15 protein-coding genes, 1 tRNA gene and 1 pseudogene are annotated in these 15,996 nt (G+C 58.5%); 10 read left to right on the top strand and 7 right to left on the bottom strand.

Going from position 1 to position 15,996, the window contains the following annotated elements; genetic code table 11:
* Window positions 1-141 precede the first annotated feature (141 nt).
* Entirely contained in the window at window positions 142-2,187 is a 2,046-nt protein-coding gene (locus HNQ95_RS34135) for an ATP-dependent nuclease (protein WP_182575981.1), read from the top strand.
* 6 nt (window positions 2,188-2,193) lie between these two features.
* Entirely contained in the window at window positions 2,194-4,179 is a 1,986-nt protein-coding gene (locus tag HNQ95_RS30190; protein ID WP_182575969.1) for a UvrD-helicase domain-containing protein, read from the top strand.
* 384 nt (window positions 4,180-4,563) lie between these two features.
* Here the strand turns inward: HNQ95_RS30190 and HNQ95_RS30185 are convergent, their stop codons facing one another.
* The 5 genes and pseudogenes from HNQ95_RS30185 to HNQ95_RS30165 form a co-directional block, all read right to left on the bottom strand.
* Entirely contained in the window at window positions 4,564-5,178 is a 615-nt protein-coding gene (locus HNQ95_RS30185) for a hypothetical protein (RefSeq protein ID WP_182575970.1), read from the bottom strand.
* Window positions 5,178-5,909, bottom strand: a complete 732-nt coding sequence (locus HNQ95_RS30180; protein ID WP_182575971.1) for a hypothetical protein — start codon at window positions 5,907-5,909, stop codon at window positions 5,178-5,180. Before HNQ95_RS30180 ends, HNQ95_RS30185 begins: the two co-directional genes overlap by 1 nt.
* 356 nt (window positions 5,910-6,265) lie before the next feature.
* On the bottom strand, window positions 6,266-8,050 hold the full coding sequence (locus HNQ95_RS30175; RefSeq protein ID WP_182575972.1) for a DUF262 domain-containing protein: 1,785 nt from the start codon (window positions 8,048-8,050) through the stop codon (window positions 6,266-6,268).
* Between the two features lie 227 nt (window positions 8,051-8,277).
* Window positions 8,278-9,127, bottom strand: a pseudogene (locus HNQ95_RS30170) (integrase core domain-containing protein).
* 365 nt (window positions 9,128-9,492) lie between these two features.
* Window positions 9,493-9,960: a Ros/MucR family transcriptional regulator gene (locus HNQ95_RS30165; protein WP_182575973.1), complete on the bottom strand. Its 468-nt coding sequence runs from the start codon at window positions 9,958-9,960 to the stop codon at window positions 9,493-9,495.
* A 313-nt stretch (window positions 9,961-10,273) separates the two neighbouring features.
* On the opposite strand from HNQ95_RS30165, the gene HNQ95_RS30160 reads away from it, so the two are divergent.
* From HNQ95_RS30160 to HNQ95_RS30140, 5 genes are all read left to right on the top strand, one after another.
* Window positions 10,274-10,540, top strand: a complete 267-nt coding sequence (locus HNQ95_RS30160; RefSeq protein WP_154387441.1) for a hypothetical protein — start codon at window positions 10,274-10,276, stop codon at window positions 10,538-10,540.
* Between the two features lie 165 nt (window positions 10,541-10,705).
* Complete coding sequence (locus HNQ95_RS33865) at window positions 10,706-11,146, top strand: DUF3489 domain-containing protein (protein ID WP_246341055.1); 441 nt, start codon at window positions 10,706-10,708, stop codon at window positions 11,144-11,146.
* A 22-nt stretch (window positions 11,147-11,168) separates the two neighbouring features.
* Entirely contained in the window at window positions 11,169-11,702 is a 534-nt protein-coding gene (locus tag HNQ95_RS30150; RefSeq protein WP_182575974.1) for a DUF2924 domain-containing protein, read from the top strand.
* An 82-nt stretch (window positions 11,703-11,784) separates the two neighbouring features.
* On the top strand, window positions 11,785-12,678 hold the full coding sequence (locus HNQ95_RS30145) for a recombinase family protein (protein ID WP_182575975.1): 894 nt from the start codon (window positions 11,785-11,787) through the stop codon (window positions 12,676-12,678).
* Complete coding sequence (locus HNQ95_RS30140; protein ID WP_182575976.1) at window positions 12,656-13,492, top strand: hypothetical protein; 837 nt, start codon at window positions 12,656-12,658, stop codon at window positions 13,490-13,492. Before HNQ95_RS30145 ends, HNQ95_RS30140 begins: the two co-directional genes overlap by 23 nt.
* Window positions 13,493-13,732: 240 nt before the next feature.
* Here the strand turns inward: HNQ95_RS30140 and HNQ95_RS30135 are convergent.
* A tRNA-Ala gene (locus HNQ95_RS30135) sits at window positions 13,733-13,808 on the bottom strand.
* Window positions 13,809-13,984: 176 nt separating this feature from the next.
* On the opposite strand from HNQ95_RS30135, the gene HNQ95_RS30130 reads away from it, so the two are divergent.
* The 3 genes from HNQ95_RS30130 to HNQ95_RS30120 all read left to right on the top strand — a co-directional run bounded on the left by HNQ95_RS30130 (window position 13,985) and on the right by HNQ95_RS30120 (window position 15,303).
* The gene (locus HNQ95_RS30130) at window positions 13,985-14,275 is read left to right on the top strand and encodes a YggT family protein (RefSeq protein ID WP_067966013.1); all 291 of its coding nucleotides are present in this window, start codon (window positions 13,985-13,987) and stop codon (window positions 14,273-14,275) included.
* A 9-nt stretch (window positions 14,276-14,284) separates the two neighbouring features.
* A complete protein-coding gene (locus tag HNQ95_RS30125) occupies window positions 14,285-14,599 on the top strand; it encodes a DUF167 family protein (protein ID WP_067956468.1) in 315 nt (104 codons plus the stop codon).
* Between the two features lie 95 nt (window positions 14,600-14,694).
* Window positions 14,695-15,303: a hypothetical protein gene (locus tag HNQ95_RS30120; protein ID WP_067956470.1), complete on the top strand. Its 609-nt coding sequence runs from the start codon at window positions 14,695-14,697 to the stop codon at window positions 15,301-15,303.
* A 57-nt stretch (window positions 15,304-15,360) separates the two neighbouring features.
* Here the strand turns inward: HNQ95_RS30120 and ppa are convergent, their stop codons facing one another.
* A complete protein-coding gene (gene ppa, locus HNQ95_RS30115; protein ID WP_067956472.1) occupies window positions 15,361-15,897 on the bottom strand; it encodes an inorganic diphosphatase in 537 nt (178 codons plus the stop codon).
* Window positions 15,898-15,996 lie beyond the last annotated feature (99 nt).

The raw sequence follows: 15,996 nt of genomic DNA, 5'->3' as shown, positions 1-15,996 counted from the left end.
CCACCCGCTACGACAAGCGCGACGACAACTTCCTCGCTTCCGTCCAGCTTGCTTCAATCCGCATCTGGTTGCGTAGTTATGAGTCGGTCACCTAGGCTGGACAGCATGATAGGCTAAGTAGCGGAGGGGACGTCAACGTATATCGCAGAAATTCGAATTGAGAACTTCCGGCTGTTCGGCGTTGACGACAAGGCTTTCGTGCTGCCGCTGTCGCCGGGACTTACGGCTTTGGTCGGCGAGAACGATGCTGGCAAGACCGCAATAATTGACGCGTTGCGGCTGGTGCTCGGTACACGCGACCAGGATGTTTTGCGGGTCGATTCGGTCGATTTCCATCAGGCGACACCCGGTGGTGCGCGAGCAGATGAGATCGTTATCCGGCTGACTTTTCGAGGCCTCACCACCGCCGATCGAGGCGCATTCGCCGAATTCCTCACCTATGAAACGATAGCCGGCGCGACCGAAACCGCGCTCACTGTGACCTGGGTCGCGAAACGCAACGCCAAGGAGGGCAGCTCGCGCCGGGTGTTGCCGCCGGAATGGCGCACCGGCGCAAAGGGTGACGGCCCTTTGCTTGACCCAGGGGCACGATCGCTGCTGACGGCGACGTATCTGCGGCCCTTGCGTGACGCCGAGCGGGCACTGAGCGCCGGGCGCGGATCGCGGCTGTCCCAGATCCTCCAGCACACCAAGGAGATCCGCGAAACTGGAAACCCGTTTAACAAGCTTTCCGATCCGCCTGACGACCCGGCTACGCTGAGCGTGCTGGGCCTCGGCGACTATGCGAGCCATTTGTTCGGACAGAGCCAAGGCATTAAGCAGGCGCGGAAGCGGCTCAACGACGAATATCTAAAGCCGCTGTCGTTCGCGAACGATCTTCTGCACGCACGGATCGAAGTAGCGGGCGCGCAGGACGACAGCCTCAGGCTGCGACAGTTGCTCGAGAAGCTCGAACTCACATTGACCGCCTCTGCCGACGCAGAAAGCGAGCACAGCCGGGGACTTGGCTCGAACAACCTACTGTTCATGGCGTGCGAGCTGTTACTGCTAGCCACCGAAAGTGACGGCTTCCCGCTATTGCTGATCGAAGAGCCTGAGGCGCACCTCCATCCGCAGCGGCAACTGCGGCTGATGTCGTTCCTACAGGAACAGGCGAAGAAGCAGCGTCCCGACGGACAGCGCATTCAGATCATCGTCACGACGCACAGCCCCAATCTCGCATCGGACCTGCAGCTCGACAATGTTGCGCTGATAGAGGGTGGCCGGGCATTTCCGCTTAGCAAGGAAAAGACGAAGCTCAGTGCGTCCGACTATCGTTTCCTTGAGCGCTTCCTCGATGTCACTAAGGCGAACCTATTCTTCGCGCGCGCGGTATTAATCGTCGAAGGGGATGCCGAGAACATCCTGCTTCCGGTGATCGCGAGGCTGATTGGCCGTGATTTCCACCATCATGGCGTGTCGGTCGTCAATGTCGGCGGCGTCGGCCTTGGTCGGTATGGTCGCATCTTTATGCGCGAGAATACTGACCAGGACGGTGTCATCGGCATCCCCGTTGCTTGCGTGACCGACATGGATGTGATGCCCAACAACGGACCGTGGATCGTCGGCAAGTTGAAGGACGGCGAGGATATCCCAGCGCTTCCGGGATCGCGCCGCAAGTGGCGGGTGAAGGATGATTTCCCGGGCGACCAGCTGGAACAGCGCCGAGCGCAGCGAAAGGCGAATGCGTCGGGTCAGAAGGTAGAGACGTTCGTCGCCAATGAATGGACGCTGGAATTCGACCTCGCCTTCCATGGCCTCAGCCAACATGTCTATCGGGCGGGCTCGTTGGCACTAGCCGACGACCGCTTGAACGCCGGAACAGCCAACCAGGCGGCCATACTCTCAGATGCCGACGCAGCCTATCAGGCGCTGGTTGATGCGGGTCACGATCTTCCGACGCTCGCCTTGCACGTATACGCGCTGTTCGAGGCCGATGGTGCCTCTAAGGCGATCGGCGCGCAACATCTCGCCGAACTTCTGGAGGAGGCGATAGCCGACAATAGCCTCGATGCCGAAGGACTGCGTGCGTTGCTCCCGCCTTACGTCGTTGCCGCGATCGCGCACGTCACCGGACCGTTCGTACCCGCGCCCGTTGGCGGCGAGGCAGGTGAGCCAGGCCGGGCGCCTACCGCGGCGCCGGTGTAATAAACGATGTTCGACGATCTCATTCGAGAGGAGGATGTCGCCTGGGCGGCAGCATTAATGGGACTGGGTCCTGACGGGTTCGCGCCGGTCGGCGACGATGTCAGCCGACTCCAGGCGATGCTACGGCTCGACACTGTCGATTTTGAGGCTTGTCCGGGCAGCGGCAAGACGACCTTGCTGGTCGCGAAACTGGCAGTTCTGGCGATGCGTTGGCCACACCGTCAGCAGGGCATCTGCGTACTGTCGCACACCAATGCAGCGCGCAACGAGATCAGCGCGAAGCTCAGCCATTCGGCGGCGGGGATCGTGCTCACACGCTACCCGCATTTCGTTGGCACTATCCACGCGTTCGTAAACGAGTATCTGGCGCTGCCCTGGCTCCGGTCGAAGGGCACTGAGGTGCGCTGCGTCGATACGCAGATCGCGCTTGCGAAACGCTGGAGTCTGTTACCGCAAAACCGGCGCTGGGCGTTGCGGCAGGCCAACCTCAGCGAGACCTGCCTGATCTACGAGAACATCGATTATGGCGGCGGTCAAACCGGTAATTTCGGACCGCATACGCCAACCTACCGGGCGATCGTCGAAGCGCGGCGCACGTCGAGCGAACAAGGGTATTTCTGCTTCGATGAGATGTTCCTTTGGGCCAACGAGCTGCTTGACCGGCATCCGGAGACGGTCTCGACGCTGCGCTGGCGCTTCCCGCTTGTGTTCGTTGATGAGGCGCAGGACAATAGCGAGGCACAGTCAGCGCTGCTACACCGCCTGTTCTGCCATGGCGACGCGCCGTCACGTCGGCAGCGATTCGGCGACTCCAATCAAGCGATCTACGGCAGCCCCAGCCAGAGAGGCGCCACGTCTGACTTGTTTCCAGGCGCCGTCATACACCCGATGCCCCGCAGCTACCGCTTCGGTCAGGACCTCGCGGATCATGTGAAGGGATTGGGGGTGACGCCGCAGGCGCTACTTGGCGCCGGTCCACCGGATCTCCTTGGCGTTGATCCCAAAGCGCCGGCGATCTTCCTGTTCGACGATGGGTCGGTACAGGGCGTGCTGGCGCGCTACGGCCAGCATCTGCTGGAGAGCTTTGACGCAGCCGCGCTCGAAAAGGGCGTGTTCACAGCGGTGGCCGGGGTGCACGAGCTTGGCAAGGACGATCGGATCCCGCGGGCACTGGGGCACTACGCGCCGAGCTATGACCCGGTATGTGCGCGGAGGGAGTCCGCGCCGAGCAGTTTCGTGCAATATCTCGCGCGGGCACGCTTCGAGACGGCGGGCAGTGGGAACACGGATAGGTTGGTCAACGCGACGGCGGCGGCGCTGCTTGCCGCGAGCGAGCTTGCCGGCGGCACCCATGGATACGGTTCGCGGAAATCCCCACATCGCCGCGTGGCCTATATGCTCGGCGACAGCGACGCGCGAGCCGATTATCTCGCGCTGCAGGAAATCGTCCTGACCCATCAGGGCAACCTTAGCCCAGTCATCTGGATGGCGGCACTGGCGCATGTCGAAGGGGTGGTCCGGCACCTTAGCGGTGCGGCGGCATTAGGCGGCGATGTCATCACTTTCCTAGCTCCACCACAGCCGGAGGCCCTTGCCGAGGGCGGACTCGCGAACGGCGCGCGCAGTGACAACTTGTTTGTTTATCCGCCCGACGCGCCGCAGCTACGCATTCGTCTAGGCTCGATTCATTCGGTGAAGGGCGAAACGCATACTGCCACGCTGGTGCTCGATAGTTTCTATCATAACCACCACCTCAGTGAATTGAAGCCGTGGCTGCTAGGAGCGAAATCGGGTGGCTTTTCGACGAACCGCAGGGGCCGGCAGGTCTCCGAGGGCGCGCGTATGCACGGGCGGCTCAAGCTACATTATGTTGCCATGACGCGCCCGACTCATTTGCTGTGCCTAGCGATGCGGAAGGATGCCTTCGTCGAAGACGAGCTCAACACACTAACGAATCGGGGTTGGACGATCATTGACTGCACAATCGCGTAAGTGTGATCGCAGGAGTGAAGCAATAAAGTCCGATACTGCTGCGCGGATGTTTAGACGAGTTCTGCATCGCGAATCGATCGGCTCAACCCGATGTCACGTCAACCTCATCGAAGCTCAGCAGAACTTCACTGCAAAGCAAATGAGTGTTCGTTTTACCCACGGCGCTAAGCAACTCTGAAACAGTTAAATGCGGGCCCCATAAAGCCGCGTTTGAACTCGAGCCCGTTCCTGTCGCTTTCAGTAGTTGCGTGGAGCGCCAAATACGCGACTTGGGTGGCGCTCTATTCACCCTTGTCTATTCTAATATTTGACCCGATCGCGGGGCACCCACGATTGCCACGGCCGCCATCCTTCCTGCTTGACTGCAAATGCAATAATGGCGGCTTACGATAAACCTGGTGCCTTTCCGGTCCTTAGATCCTCCCAGCTAACCACCAGAATCATTTCCGATCCGCTGCTGTTGCTAAATAGCAGGACTTTGTCGGTCACATCCTCGACTTCCGGAATCCAGGGCATTGAGGGAAGGCTTCCTATGGAGATTTCGCCGCCTGCGCCAACGCAGATACAGGGGTTCTTCTCTCCACGTTTGCGGGCGGCTACGATCTGCTGTTCGAGCCAGTCCCAATCATGGCAAATCGGTGCCACGGGTGCCAATGTATGTGCAAGTTGTGGGTGCCAACTATCGACGATCCCGGGGATTTCAGTCAGCAACTTGTCGATCAGCAGGTCCGCCCTCAGCTTGTCGATCGCGGCCAAAGCGGCATCCTTCCCTTCGCTCAAAGGCACCAGATCGCCAAAGCTTGCGGCTATGGCCTTGGTGGCAGAGTCGGCGTCCCGGCCATCGCCGGTTGCCGCTACAACAGACCATTTCAGCCAGTCTCGCGCCCTCGCCACCGCCAGTACGCGAAGGGATGCGACCTTAGGATTGTCCTGCCTTGCGTCGAACTGCCAATCGAAAATGGCATGAGCCTGCCAGCCGGTCGAGAATGCTGCGCGCATCAGTTTCTCGTCTTCACCGATGAAGGCCCGCAAGATCCAGTCAGCAAGGCCGAAACAGACGCAAATGCCTGTTCTCCGGTTTCGGATTGACGCACGGCAATGGTGGGCGGAGCCTCATCCAAATCTTCGGCAGACAAATATCGTAGCGCTACCTCCTGCAGTATACCGGCCATATCAACCTCAGCCCAAAATGTACCAGCTTGCAGTAGGCGTTGTTGCTCTGGCTCGGCATCCGCCATCTGGGCGGAGAGTGAGCCAAATCGGCCGAGCAGCAATCCCAATCTGAACAAAGCAGAAAAGGTCCACTGACCGTCGGTCAGCGGTGGCGCCAACGCGATCTCGTCGAGCAGAAGCACGCCGAGGATTGGATGGCGCCAGTCCATGCCTGGCCTGGCGCAGCTCGACATAAAATTCCGCATTCGGTCGACATGGCGAACGGCATCGCGCGCATAGTCACCCAACACGCCCCAGAAATCGACCGAAACCGGCATGATGTGCCGGTCCAGCGTCAGCCCCGGACAACGCCAGCGCTCGATGTTCCTGATGCTTTCCCAACCTGGGGTCAGAGCCCATTTTGGCGAGCCATATCCTTTCAAATACTCGACGGCAGCGCCGCCGTCACATGATAGCCAGGCCCAGGATGCCGATAGTTCGGCCGCACGATCGCCCGCCAGGATGTAAGCCGATATCGGCGAGCCGCTGTCCTCCAGAAACCCTTCGCTTTGATTCAAGCCAGTCCTGAACCTTCTGCTCTTTGTCGAACTTCTGTTTTCCTGCCTGCGCCAACCGGCACCCCTCAACTCAAAATATGAATGCTATGAGGATCATTTCTGGAGGGCAATGTCCCTCAGTGGAGTAACTGTGCTTGGGATGCAGTCAGTCGGCAAAATCCCCCAGTCGGCCACTCGAGGCTGCTCAAAATGTGCATTCGGACCGTTAACAACTTTTCTCTATGACCAATATAAGGCCGTGTGCCGATCATCGGCTGCCCCCGTCTAAATCTGTCGCTCGAACGCAGACTATTGGCAGTGATAGATCGATGACTGCCGCACCCCCCAAGCGCGCTTCGTACTAAGTTCATGCACGTTCATGGTAAGGGCCAGTACTCGACGGCCAACTCAGCTAACTGCGATGACCGTGTTTCGACTTGTTTGAATCTGAAAGCCGGCATGGATGCCAGATCCTGAGTGACGAGGATGGAGGACTGCTTGTAAACCGCCTTCTTGGCGGCGAAAGGATTGTTCGAAGCCGTAATGTTCAGTTCACCCGCGAAGAGGGTCAGGTTGCCGATTCGGGACACGAGGCGCGGGTGGAGAACATCGATCTTCTCGCCCAGATAAGTGGTCCAGTCACCATGCTCGCGCTTGGATTTGGCCGTCTTTATTTTCTGAGGAATAATGTGCTCAACATGCACGTCTTCTGCTCCAAGCACAGCTAGCTCAGCATGCTTGCCGTGGTGCCTTATTTCGATCTGCTCCAGACAGTACCGCGCACGTTCGATGATGTTGGACGTGAAGTTGGCATTGGTGAATTCGTGTTTAAACTTCTCGTCGGTTGGGCAAGCGTCTCGATAAGCCTTTTTTGTGGCGACCAACGGGTTCGTGGGCTCCACTTCGCAAAGCCGGGCAAAGAGCGTCTCGGTTTCATTCGAGCGCTCACGGCAGATGTGGCGACGGAGAACAAAGCTTTCGGTGAGCTTGAGTATCTGGACAAAGGCCTTATCAGCGATGCCGCCAACGCGCAGGTGCATCAAGAAGCCATAAGTTTGAGCAGACTTTATCATCCTCAGATTGCGTAGATGTCGATCGATCTGCTTGTTTCCGGTTTTCACCAGCACCAACTGGCCAAACACTTTCGAGCTGACGACGAGGCGTTCCATGAACTTGGCGAACGGAATCTGCTCGCCGTCCTGCTCAGGTATCTCAACGTCGTCGATTTCTGCTTCTTCGTTCGGTTCCTCTTCGTCCGTCTGTTCCTCATCTACATAGAGATGCCGGTCGGGTAAGGCCTTGGCCTCAATCACTTCGTTCATGAACAGCGTCTTGAACTCGCGAACGACCTGATTTTTAGTTATCCGCCTTTGAGTGGAGGAAATCAGGAAGTATCTGAAGAAGCCGTCAGCGTCGGTGCCGTCGAGGTAGGAGATAAGTGTAGCCCACTCTTTCCGCGCATGCTGGAGTTGAGAGGCACCAAACCTGGCGGCGTTGCCGAGGACAAAATTCTTAATTATGTCGGTTGGACTTAGCCTTAGCCCGCGATTGTTGATTGTCTCAAAGAGCTTGAAGGCATCCTTCGCGTCGCTCACATCCAAGCGTACAACGAGCGCCTGGTTTTGAAGCTTAAAGGAAAACGCTGTCAGCTCTTCCATGGACTTTTCTGAAAGCCACTGGCGAATATTCAAGAAGGCCTTTGCGAGATGATGGTTCTGGTAGGCGTTGCAATCGATCTCTGTCTTCGTTGCCAGATCACGGAATTCATCACCATCAAGGGTGTTCAGTGCAATTTTGGGTACGGGCGTCCCGCCAGGGGCTTTCGCGGTGAGGAGTCGAATAACATCTCGCGCCTGATCTTCATCCCCGTCTTGAAGGAAGCGCTGTCGAAGACACTCCAGCAGCACGCAGATCGTTGATAGCCGCTGCTGTCCGTCGACGAGCTCCAGCTCATTAATTCCGGGTGTGTGATGTCCTGTCAGACATACAATGCTTCCTAGCAGGTGTACGTCCGCGCCTTCTAAAAGGTCAATGTCCTCAAGAAGCTCATAAACATGACGATCCCGCCAAGAGTACCGGCGTTGGTATGCCGGTATAACAAACTGCTCGTTCGCAGAACCCAGCAGTTGGTCAAGCTTCAACGCCGTAGGCGCAATTTTCATGAACGGCCCCCCAAATCTCTAGCATCAGGTCGTTTGATTGACCACTCTGCAGTGCCAACTAAATCGCTTGTGCCGCAACACGTCTAGTGGCTATCGATGATGTAGGCTTAGATCTATTGGTAAGGTCATGCGGCGTTGGTATCCGCATTTACACTGGGAATGATCGGCCGCTTCGCTCGGCCTTGCTGTTTCTGGACTGGAAGCGCTTCAGATGCGTATCCGTTCTGCTAGGTGTTCAGTCCCGAGGTCAAGTGGACCGGGTCGAGCCGGAAGCGATCTGGCTGGTTTGCCCAGGCCGTACAGATGGCTTCGTAGGGTGTAAGACCGCGAAGGGTCTTGAGCCGTCGGGCGAAATTGTAACCGTCGAGGAAGGCGGCAAGGTGATCTTCGAGTTGGCGGTGGGTCTCGTAGTGATACCGCCGAACGGTTGCCTCCTTCAACGTTCGGTTCATCCGTTCGACCTGACCGTTGGTCCATGGGTGATTGGGCTTGGTGAGGCGGTGCTCGATGCCATGGCCCCAGCAGGCCCGGTCGAAGGGATGTCCGCGCCAGCTTGCGGTGGGGCCGTCCCGGTTCTTGGGCAGGTCGGCAAATTGGATGCCGTTGTCGGTGAGCACGGTGTGGATTTTGTAGGGGACGGCTTCGACCAACTCCTCAAGGAAAGTCCTGGCGGTGACGGTGGTCGCCTTCTGCACCAGCCGAGCGAAGGCGAACTTCGAGGTCCGGTCCACCGCCACGGCGGCTGATCCCGTGGCGCTGCAAGCAACGGTGCAAGGACGATCGCGACAGGTGCGGGATCGTCGCCTGCAGCGCATAGAGGCAGTCATCCAGAGGCAGCAGCGTATGCTTACGAAAGGCAACGACCATCGCCTCTTCCTCGGCGGTCAGCTCGGTCGAGCGCACGGTCTTCGGACCCATCGGCGCATCGTGGACAAAAGCCCGTTTGCGCCACTTGGCAACGGTCTTCTGATTTAGGCCGTGCTGCACGGCTAGCTCTTTGAGCGAAGCCTTCGATCGCTGTATCGCTGCTCGGATGGCGTGCGTGGTCGTGGCGCTGCCGTGGGGTATCTGTCCCATAGCTTCTCCCGGAATGAAGGATCAGCTTGACTGATTCCCCCACACTCCGGGACCAGACACCTAGCGAATGGCGGTTTTGGGGGACTCGCATAAGTAGATTGGGCGGGCGGAATGGAGGTGCAAAGCTGTTGTGCAGAACCTGAAGTCTAGTCGCCTCATCCCAGACATGAATCCTGGTTCAACGGAGGTCCAGGTTGGGTGCAGGTCAGCAGGATTGGGATATCCTTCGACTGTAATATGCTCGCTTTAGGGAGTCCGCCGTCGGACACGGACGCTGGTAATCGGCGTCCATTGCCCTAGATAACGGCGCGAAGCATTTCCCGTGCCTAGTAGCCAATACAGATTGCTCGTTGGCCGCGCGCGTATCACTTGCTCTTTGCGGTGCGGCTCGCCTTGGCGGGAGCTTTCTTGTTCTTGGTCGGCTTCCGCCCGAGTCCCAGCTGTTTGGCCAGTTCGGAGCGTGCCGCTGAGTAATTGGGAGCCACCATTGGATAGTCGTTCGGGAGGCCCCATTTGGCGCGGTAGTCTGCCGGTGTCATGCCATACTTGGACATCAGATGGCGCTTGATAGATTTGTATTTCTGGCCATCCTCGAGTGAGATCATGTAATCCGGAGTGACCGACTTCTTAATGGGGACAGCGGGCTTCTGGACTTCGGTCGGTCCGGCTGGTTCGGTGCTCGAACCAGCGGACAATGCCTGAACTGAATGATGTACTTGATTGATCAGATCAGCAAGTTCGGTAGCGGGCACCGGATTGTTCGATACGTAAGCAGCAACAATATCTGCAGTTAGGGGCAGCAGCAGCGTGGTTTCGGCAATTTTGTCAGACATGGCCAGCCTTAATGAATAATGTTTGAGGGGTCACCACTGCTGTCTAATAGAAGCTACTGATGTCGGCAACTGAAAATGAGCCAAAGATTTTCTGAATAACACAATATTCTCCGTATGACGGTGTCATTCGCAAAATACAGCTGATGTGAGCTGATGGAGCGTATTTTTGCGCATGCTGCTTAACTCCAATATGTGCGACTGAGGGTACCTATCCTTAGGTGTCAGAATTTGTTCTGCACATTTGGTCATCTCCCGCTGGACTTCCAGGCAACAGCAAGCATGTGTGGTGTCGAACGCAATGGCGGAGGCATTCATGCCGAAGGAAGAAGTAAAGACCCAGCTGAAGGATGACGGCGATGCCCGCCTCCGAGCAGTTCTGTCTGGAATCGAGCCGGAACTGCGACGGCTCAATGCGGTGATCTCAAATCTGACGGTCCTGGCGGTTGCACAAGACAACATTGAGCCGACAGCGCTTACCGTGCTGGCAGAGGTCGGCAGCGACGCAATTGGACGGGCATCGAGCAGTTGGCGAGATGCCTTCGACCTTGTGCATGCAGCGCAGCGCCGATCGGCAACCTGAGTGGACTTCCAGACCAAAGCAAGCATGGTTGCTTAAGACGGGGTGAGGCTTTTGCCCCGATGAGATGAGAGGCCACCCCGCCCAAAAGTTCTTCGCCCGCCAGATGCGGGCTTCCGTCAGTACCGGCGCCGAATGGTTCGGCGCTGTGATTTGCGGAGAAAGACTATGGCCATTTCCAAAACTTCGACCTCGGATGCAGTCGAGTTTAAGCGGGCAGAGGCTGCCAGTGACGTTATGATGGGTGAGGCAGGCGCGGGCGCTGCAAGCGACCCGGGCGCCGCTGCGAAACCGGCTCCGAAGAGCAAAGCACAGGTCGTGCGTGGGAAGACGATGCCGAAGGGCGCGCCTACATCCGAGACGTCAGTGACCAAGGTCAAGAAGACTCGGCCAACCGAGACCAAGGCAGAGATGGTGCTGAAGAAGCTACGGCTGACCAAGGGCGCGACGCTCCATCAGCTCATCGACGCCACCGGTTGGCAGGCCCATTCGGTGCGCGGCTTTCTCTCCGGAACCGTGAAGAAGAAACTCGGTCTGAACCTTATCAGCGAGACTAGCAAAGACGGCTTGCGCCGGTATCGCATCAATGACGCCGCCGCGGTGGTCTGACGCCATGAGAGCGGATGGCAACTTGGAGCAGGAGCTTGCGGAACTGGAAACCCTCTCGCGGGACGAACTTAGCGCTCGTTGGCAAAAGCAGTATGGCTCCTTGCCCCCGACCAGTGTGCGCCGCGAGCTCCTGATCCGGTCGGCCGCCTGGCATCTCCAGGCCAAACGTCTCGGCAGCTACTCCGCCGAGACGCGGCGCCGCCTCAAGTTCGCCATGGCGGACGTTAGTAAGACCTTGGCCGATCGCCGCGCCAATCAGCTCGCCCAGAAAACTGATGGTACCCAAGCTACCGTGCCTCTTGCCAGCACAAGTCGCCGTGAACAGCCGTTGGCGGCGGCTGGAGCCAAAACGGGCAGTGGAAGCTTATCGAAACCGAAGCGCCGCGATGCACAGCCGGGCGCAAGGTTGATACGCGACTGGAACGGCCGAACACATGTCGTCGACGTGATCGAAGGTGGTTATGTCTTCGAGGGTAAGCTCTACTCCTCGCTGACCGCAATTACCCGCAAGATCACTGGAACCCACTGGTCGGGACCAAGTTTTTCGGACTGGTGACACGATGAGTGCGGCTTCAAGACGGTCACACAGTTACGGAAATGGCAGCACCCGGCAGCCATCGGATGAAGCCAGGCTGGGTATGTCGAAGCTGCGCTGTGCGATCTACACCCGCAAATCGAGTGAGGAAGGTCTCGATCAGGAGTTCAACTCACTCGATGCTCAACGTGAAGCATGTGCCGCTTTCATCGCCTCGCAAGTTGGGCTTGGCTGGAAACTGGTCGCTGACCGATATGATGATGGTGGCATCTCGGGCGGTACGATGGAACGACCGGCATTGCAGCGGCTGCTCCAGGATATCCGCGATCGCAAGATAGATGTCGTGGTGGTCTACAAGATCGACCGACTGACCCGCTCTCTGATGGATTTCTCGCGCATCGTCGAAATCTTCGACGACAGCAGTGTCTCGTTCGTCTCCGTCACCCAGCAGTTCAACACGACCACCTCCATGGGCAGGCTCACGCTTAATGTGCTCTTATCCTTTGCCCAGTTCGAACGCGAGGTCACTGCCGAGCGCATCCGTGACAAGATCGCCGCCTCCAAGAAAAAGGGCATGTGGATGGGAGGTACTGTGCCGCTGGGCTATACGGTGCTGCAGAGGAAGTTGGTGATCAAGGAGCCGGAAGCCGGTTTCGTGCGCGGCTTGTTCGAACGCTATGTGCAACTTCGGTCAGTGCCGGCGCTTGTAGCGGAGGTAAACCGGCAGGCAATCAGCATCGGCCAAACGCCCAACGTGGTCGGTGCCTATCCTTTCACCCGCCGGATGCATGCAGGCATGGTCTACAAGATGCTGGCCAATCCGCTCTACATTGGCAAGCTGCGCCATCTCGGCAACATCTACGACGGTGAACACCAACCCATCGTCGACAATGAGTTGTTCAACAAGGTCCAAGAACTGATGGCGCGGGGGGGCCGTCCGCGCCAAGGGTTCGTCCGTTCATCCCGATACGCATTTGCTGTCAGGGATTGTCTTTGACGAAACTGGAGACCGGCTGCGGCCAACCCATGCGACCAATCGTGGCAAGCGCTATCGCTACTACATCTCGAGCCGACTCCTGCCGAAGGATCGTCGTGATGAGGGCGGCTGGCGCGTTTCGGCTTCGGAGCTGGAAAACGTCGTCCGCTCCTTCGCAAGGAGGCTACTGTCTGATCAGATCAAGCTCTCGGAGTGGATTGCTGCTGATATCGCGCCAGACATGGTTCTTTCAGGCTTGAGCGGCGCATCACAGATAGCCGACCGCTTGGCGTCCTGCCAAACGAATGTCCAGGCAAAGGCCATTCTGCAGATGTTGTTCAAACGGATCACACTCTCTGCAACGGAGATCTGCTTTGACATCGACCGTGCTGCCTTGATCCGAATGCTGATCGACGTCAGCGTTCAAACTGAATTGGTTGAGGCCAGCGCGACAGATCCCAGTACCGTTACCATAGAAACCATCGTCGTTCCGATCGTATTCAAGCGACGCGGTATTGAAGCGCGACTCATCCTGGATCCCGAAAATGCTCCAGCGCGGCAACCGGCCGCGCCGCTTGTAGCCCTCATTGCCAAGGCCCAACTCTACCTTGCAATGCTCACCGAGCGAGCCGGAATCACGCTCGTCGAAATCGCCGATCACTTCGACGTGCATCCGGCCGAGATTAGTCGCCTATTACCGCTGGCATTCCTCTCGCCGCAGCTTACCAATGAGATCTTGACGGGCTTGCAACCCGTCGAGCTGTCCGCACGTATTTTGGCGCGGCTGGATCTATCGATGGATTGGTCAGCGCAGGCCGCTCAGCTTCGCAGCTAACTCCAGCAACACGCTGTTCAAGCTCACAGTTATGCCTGCATCCTTGGGATGCAGGCATAATCATTTGTCCGGCGAATTGGTCACGGAAAACGGCCACAGAGACGGCGCCCGCAATTGCCCCAGAATTGCCGGTCTCAGGGCCCGGTGAGACCAGCCCTTGGGTCTCTCTCTGCGCTAAGCCACGGAAAAGTCGAGGTAATTCTGAGCGAGGGGAGAAGTGGTGGTTTGCCAATATTCCGCTGGTGGAGCTGAGGAGGATCGAACTCCTGACCTCGTCATTGCGAACGACGCGCTCTCCCAGCTGAGCTACAGCCCCGTCCAGCGGATGGCCGCATTTATTGGCGCTCGAAGCCGTCTGTCAAGCGAGCAGTTGACGTAGGGGCGAAATCACATTCCGGCAGGTGCGGCAGTCGCGGAACGCACGGTCTGTCAGGCGGGACTTGCCGCTCAGGCGTGCAATGGCTAAATGTCGGCAATTCATTGGAGATCGGCATGCTCGCCCTCATTCAGACCATCGTTCTGGCCCTCGACCTCTACTGGTGGATCATCATCGCCTCGGCGATCTTCTCCTGGCTCTATGCTTTCAACGTGGTCAACCCGCGCAACCAGGTGGTCGGCACCATCGGCAATATGCTGTTCCGGCTGACCGAGCCGGCGCTACGGCCGATCCGTCGCCTGATGCCAGACCTTGGCGGCATCGACATTTCGCCGATCGTGCTTCTGCTTGCGCTGTTCTTCGTCAGGCAGTTCATCCTCACCACGGTGGCTCCGCTCGTCATCTGACCTTTGGTGGTGGCCAGCTTCTTCAAGGAGCGTGATGACGGCGTCGAGCTTTATGTCAGGCTGACGCCGCGTTCCTCGAAGGATGCTGTCGAAGGTGTTGAGCAGGCGGCCGACGAACGCTGCCATCTCGCGGCGCGGGTGCGCGCCGTGCCAGAAAAAGGCAAGGCCAACGCAGCGCTTGAGAAGCTGCTCGCAGCCGAGTTGGGCATTCCGAGAAACTCCATAAAAGTGGTCGCCGGCGCAACCTCGCGACTGAAGACCATTCGCGTGGCAGGCAACACAGGCGAACTGGCCAAGCTCATGATGGAGCTCGCCAGGCGCTGAGCCCGCGCTCTGGATAACGTGGCTCGGGCGCGACATACTCCGGTTGCATGCGCGCAGGATGTTGCGGGCATCGCAGGTTCGGAGGGGAGCGCGGAATGCGGAAGCTTGTATTTGCCTTGGCCCTTGCCATGCCGTTGCACCAGGCCGTGGCGGAAGAGATCTCGAGCGCCTATGTCGAGACCAACACCGAGGCGGACTGCGTGCTCTTCGACAAGGCCGGCGCAGATGACGGCGACTATGCCAACATGGTTTGTCCGGGATATCGCGGCTATCCGGTGCTGATGTTTTCAGCCGATCTCAGGGAATCGGTGTTCTACGGTTTCCCGCCCGCCGATTTCGTCGACATCCCGTGGCAGAGCTTCGAGACGTTCAACAGAAGTGCCGGCAAGGCCGAGTGGCGCATTTCGAGCCATGACGGCAAGGTGGTCCCGTTCGCCACCATCCGCCGCTGGTACGTCCAGGCGGAACCTGCCGAGGGCGACAAGGAAATCGAGGTGCTGGTGGTGGCGAAGGTCGGGCAGCCGGGCAAGGCCGATGGCTGCGTCGTTGGGCTGGTGTTGGCGACCGGTGAACCCAAGGCCAATGAGCTGGCGCGCAAGATCGCCGACGAACAGGCTCGCGATTTTGCCTGCGGCTCGGACGAGAGGGTGCTCGTCGGCGATCCGATGCCGGTGTTCTATTCTGAAGGCAAGACAAAGAATTGAGGCGCGGCCGGCACTGCCGAACCGCGCCCGGTATTCACTGACCTTGAAACAGAAGCCTCAGGCCTTCAGCGCCTTGGCGCGTTCGATCGCCTCGACGATCATCTTCTTGGCGTAGGCCGCATCGTGCCAGCCGCCGATCTTGACCCACTTGCCGGGCTCGAGATCCTTGTAATGGCCGAAGAAGTGCTCGATCTGCTGCAGCGTGATCTCGGGCAGGTCGGTGTGGTTGAAGACGTTCTCGTAGCGGCGGGTCAGCTTGGGCGACGGAACGGCGATAACCTTTTCGTCCTGGCCGGCATTGTCTTCCATGACCAGCACGCCGATCGGGCGCACGTTGATGACGCAGCCGGGAATGAGCTGGCGGGTGTTGCAGACCAGCACGTCGATCGGGTCGCCGTCGCCGGAAAGGGTGTGCGGCACGAAGCCGTAGTTACCCGGATAGTGCATCGGGGTGTAGAGGAAGCGGTCGACGACGAGCGTGCCGGCTTCCTTGTCCATCTCGTACTTGATCGGCTGGCCGCCGACAGGCACTTCGACGATCACGTTGACGTCTTCAGGCGGATTCTTGCCGATCGAAATCGCATCGATGCGCATGGGGAAGCTCCAGAATTAAAGGTGCCTCCCGATAAACGCCTTGGGCCGCGTGTGCAATGCAATATTGATGTCAGGAGACTGCGACGAAAGGCTTGCTTT

The sequence above is a fragment of the Aminobacter ciceronei genome (assembly GCF_014138625.1).
GTDB lineage: Bacteria > Pseudomonadota > Alphaproteobacteria > Rhizobiales > Rhizobiaceae > Aminobacter > Aminobacter ciceronei.
This window is presented reverse-complemented; position numbering and strand designations above follow the sequence as displayed.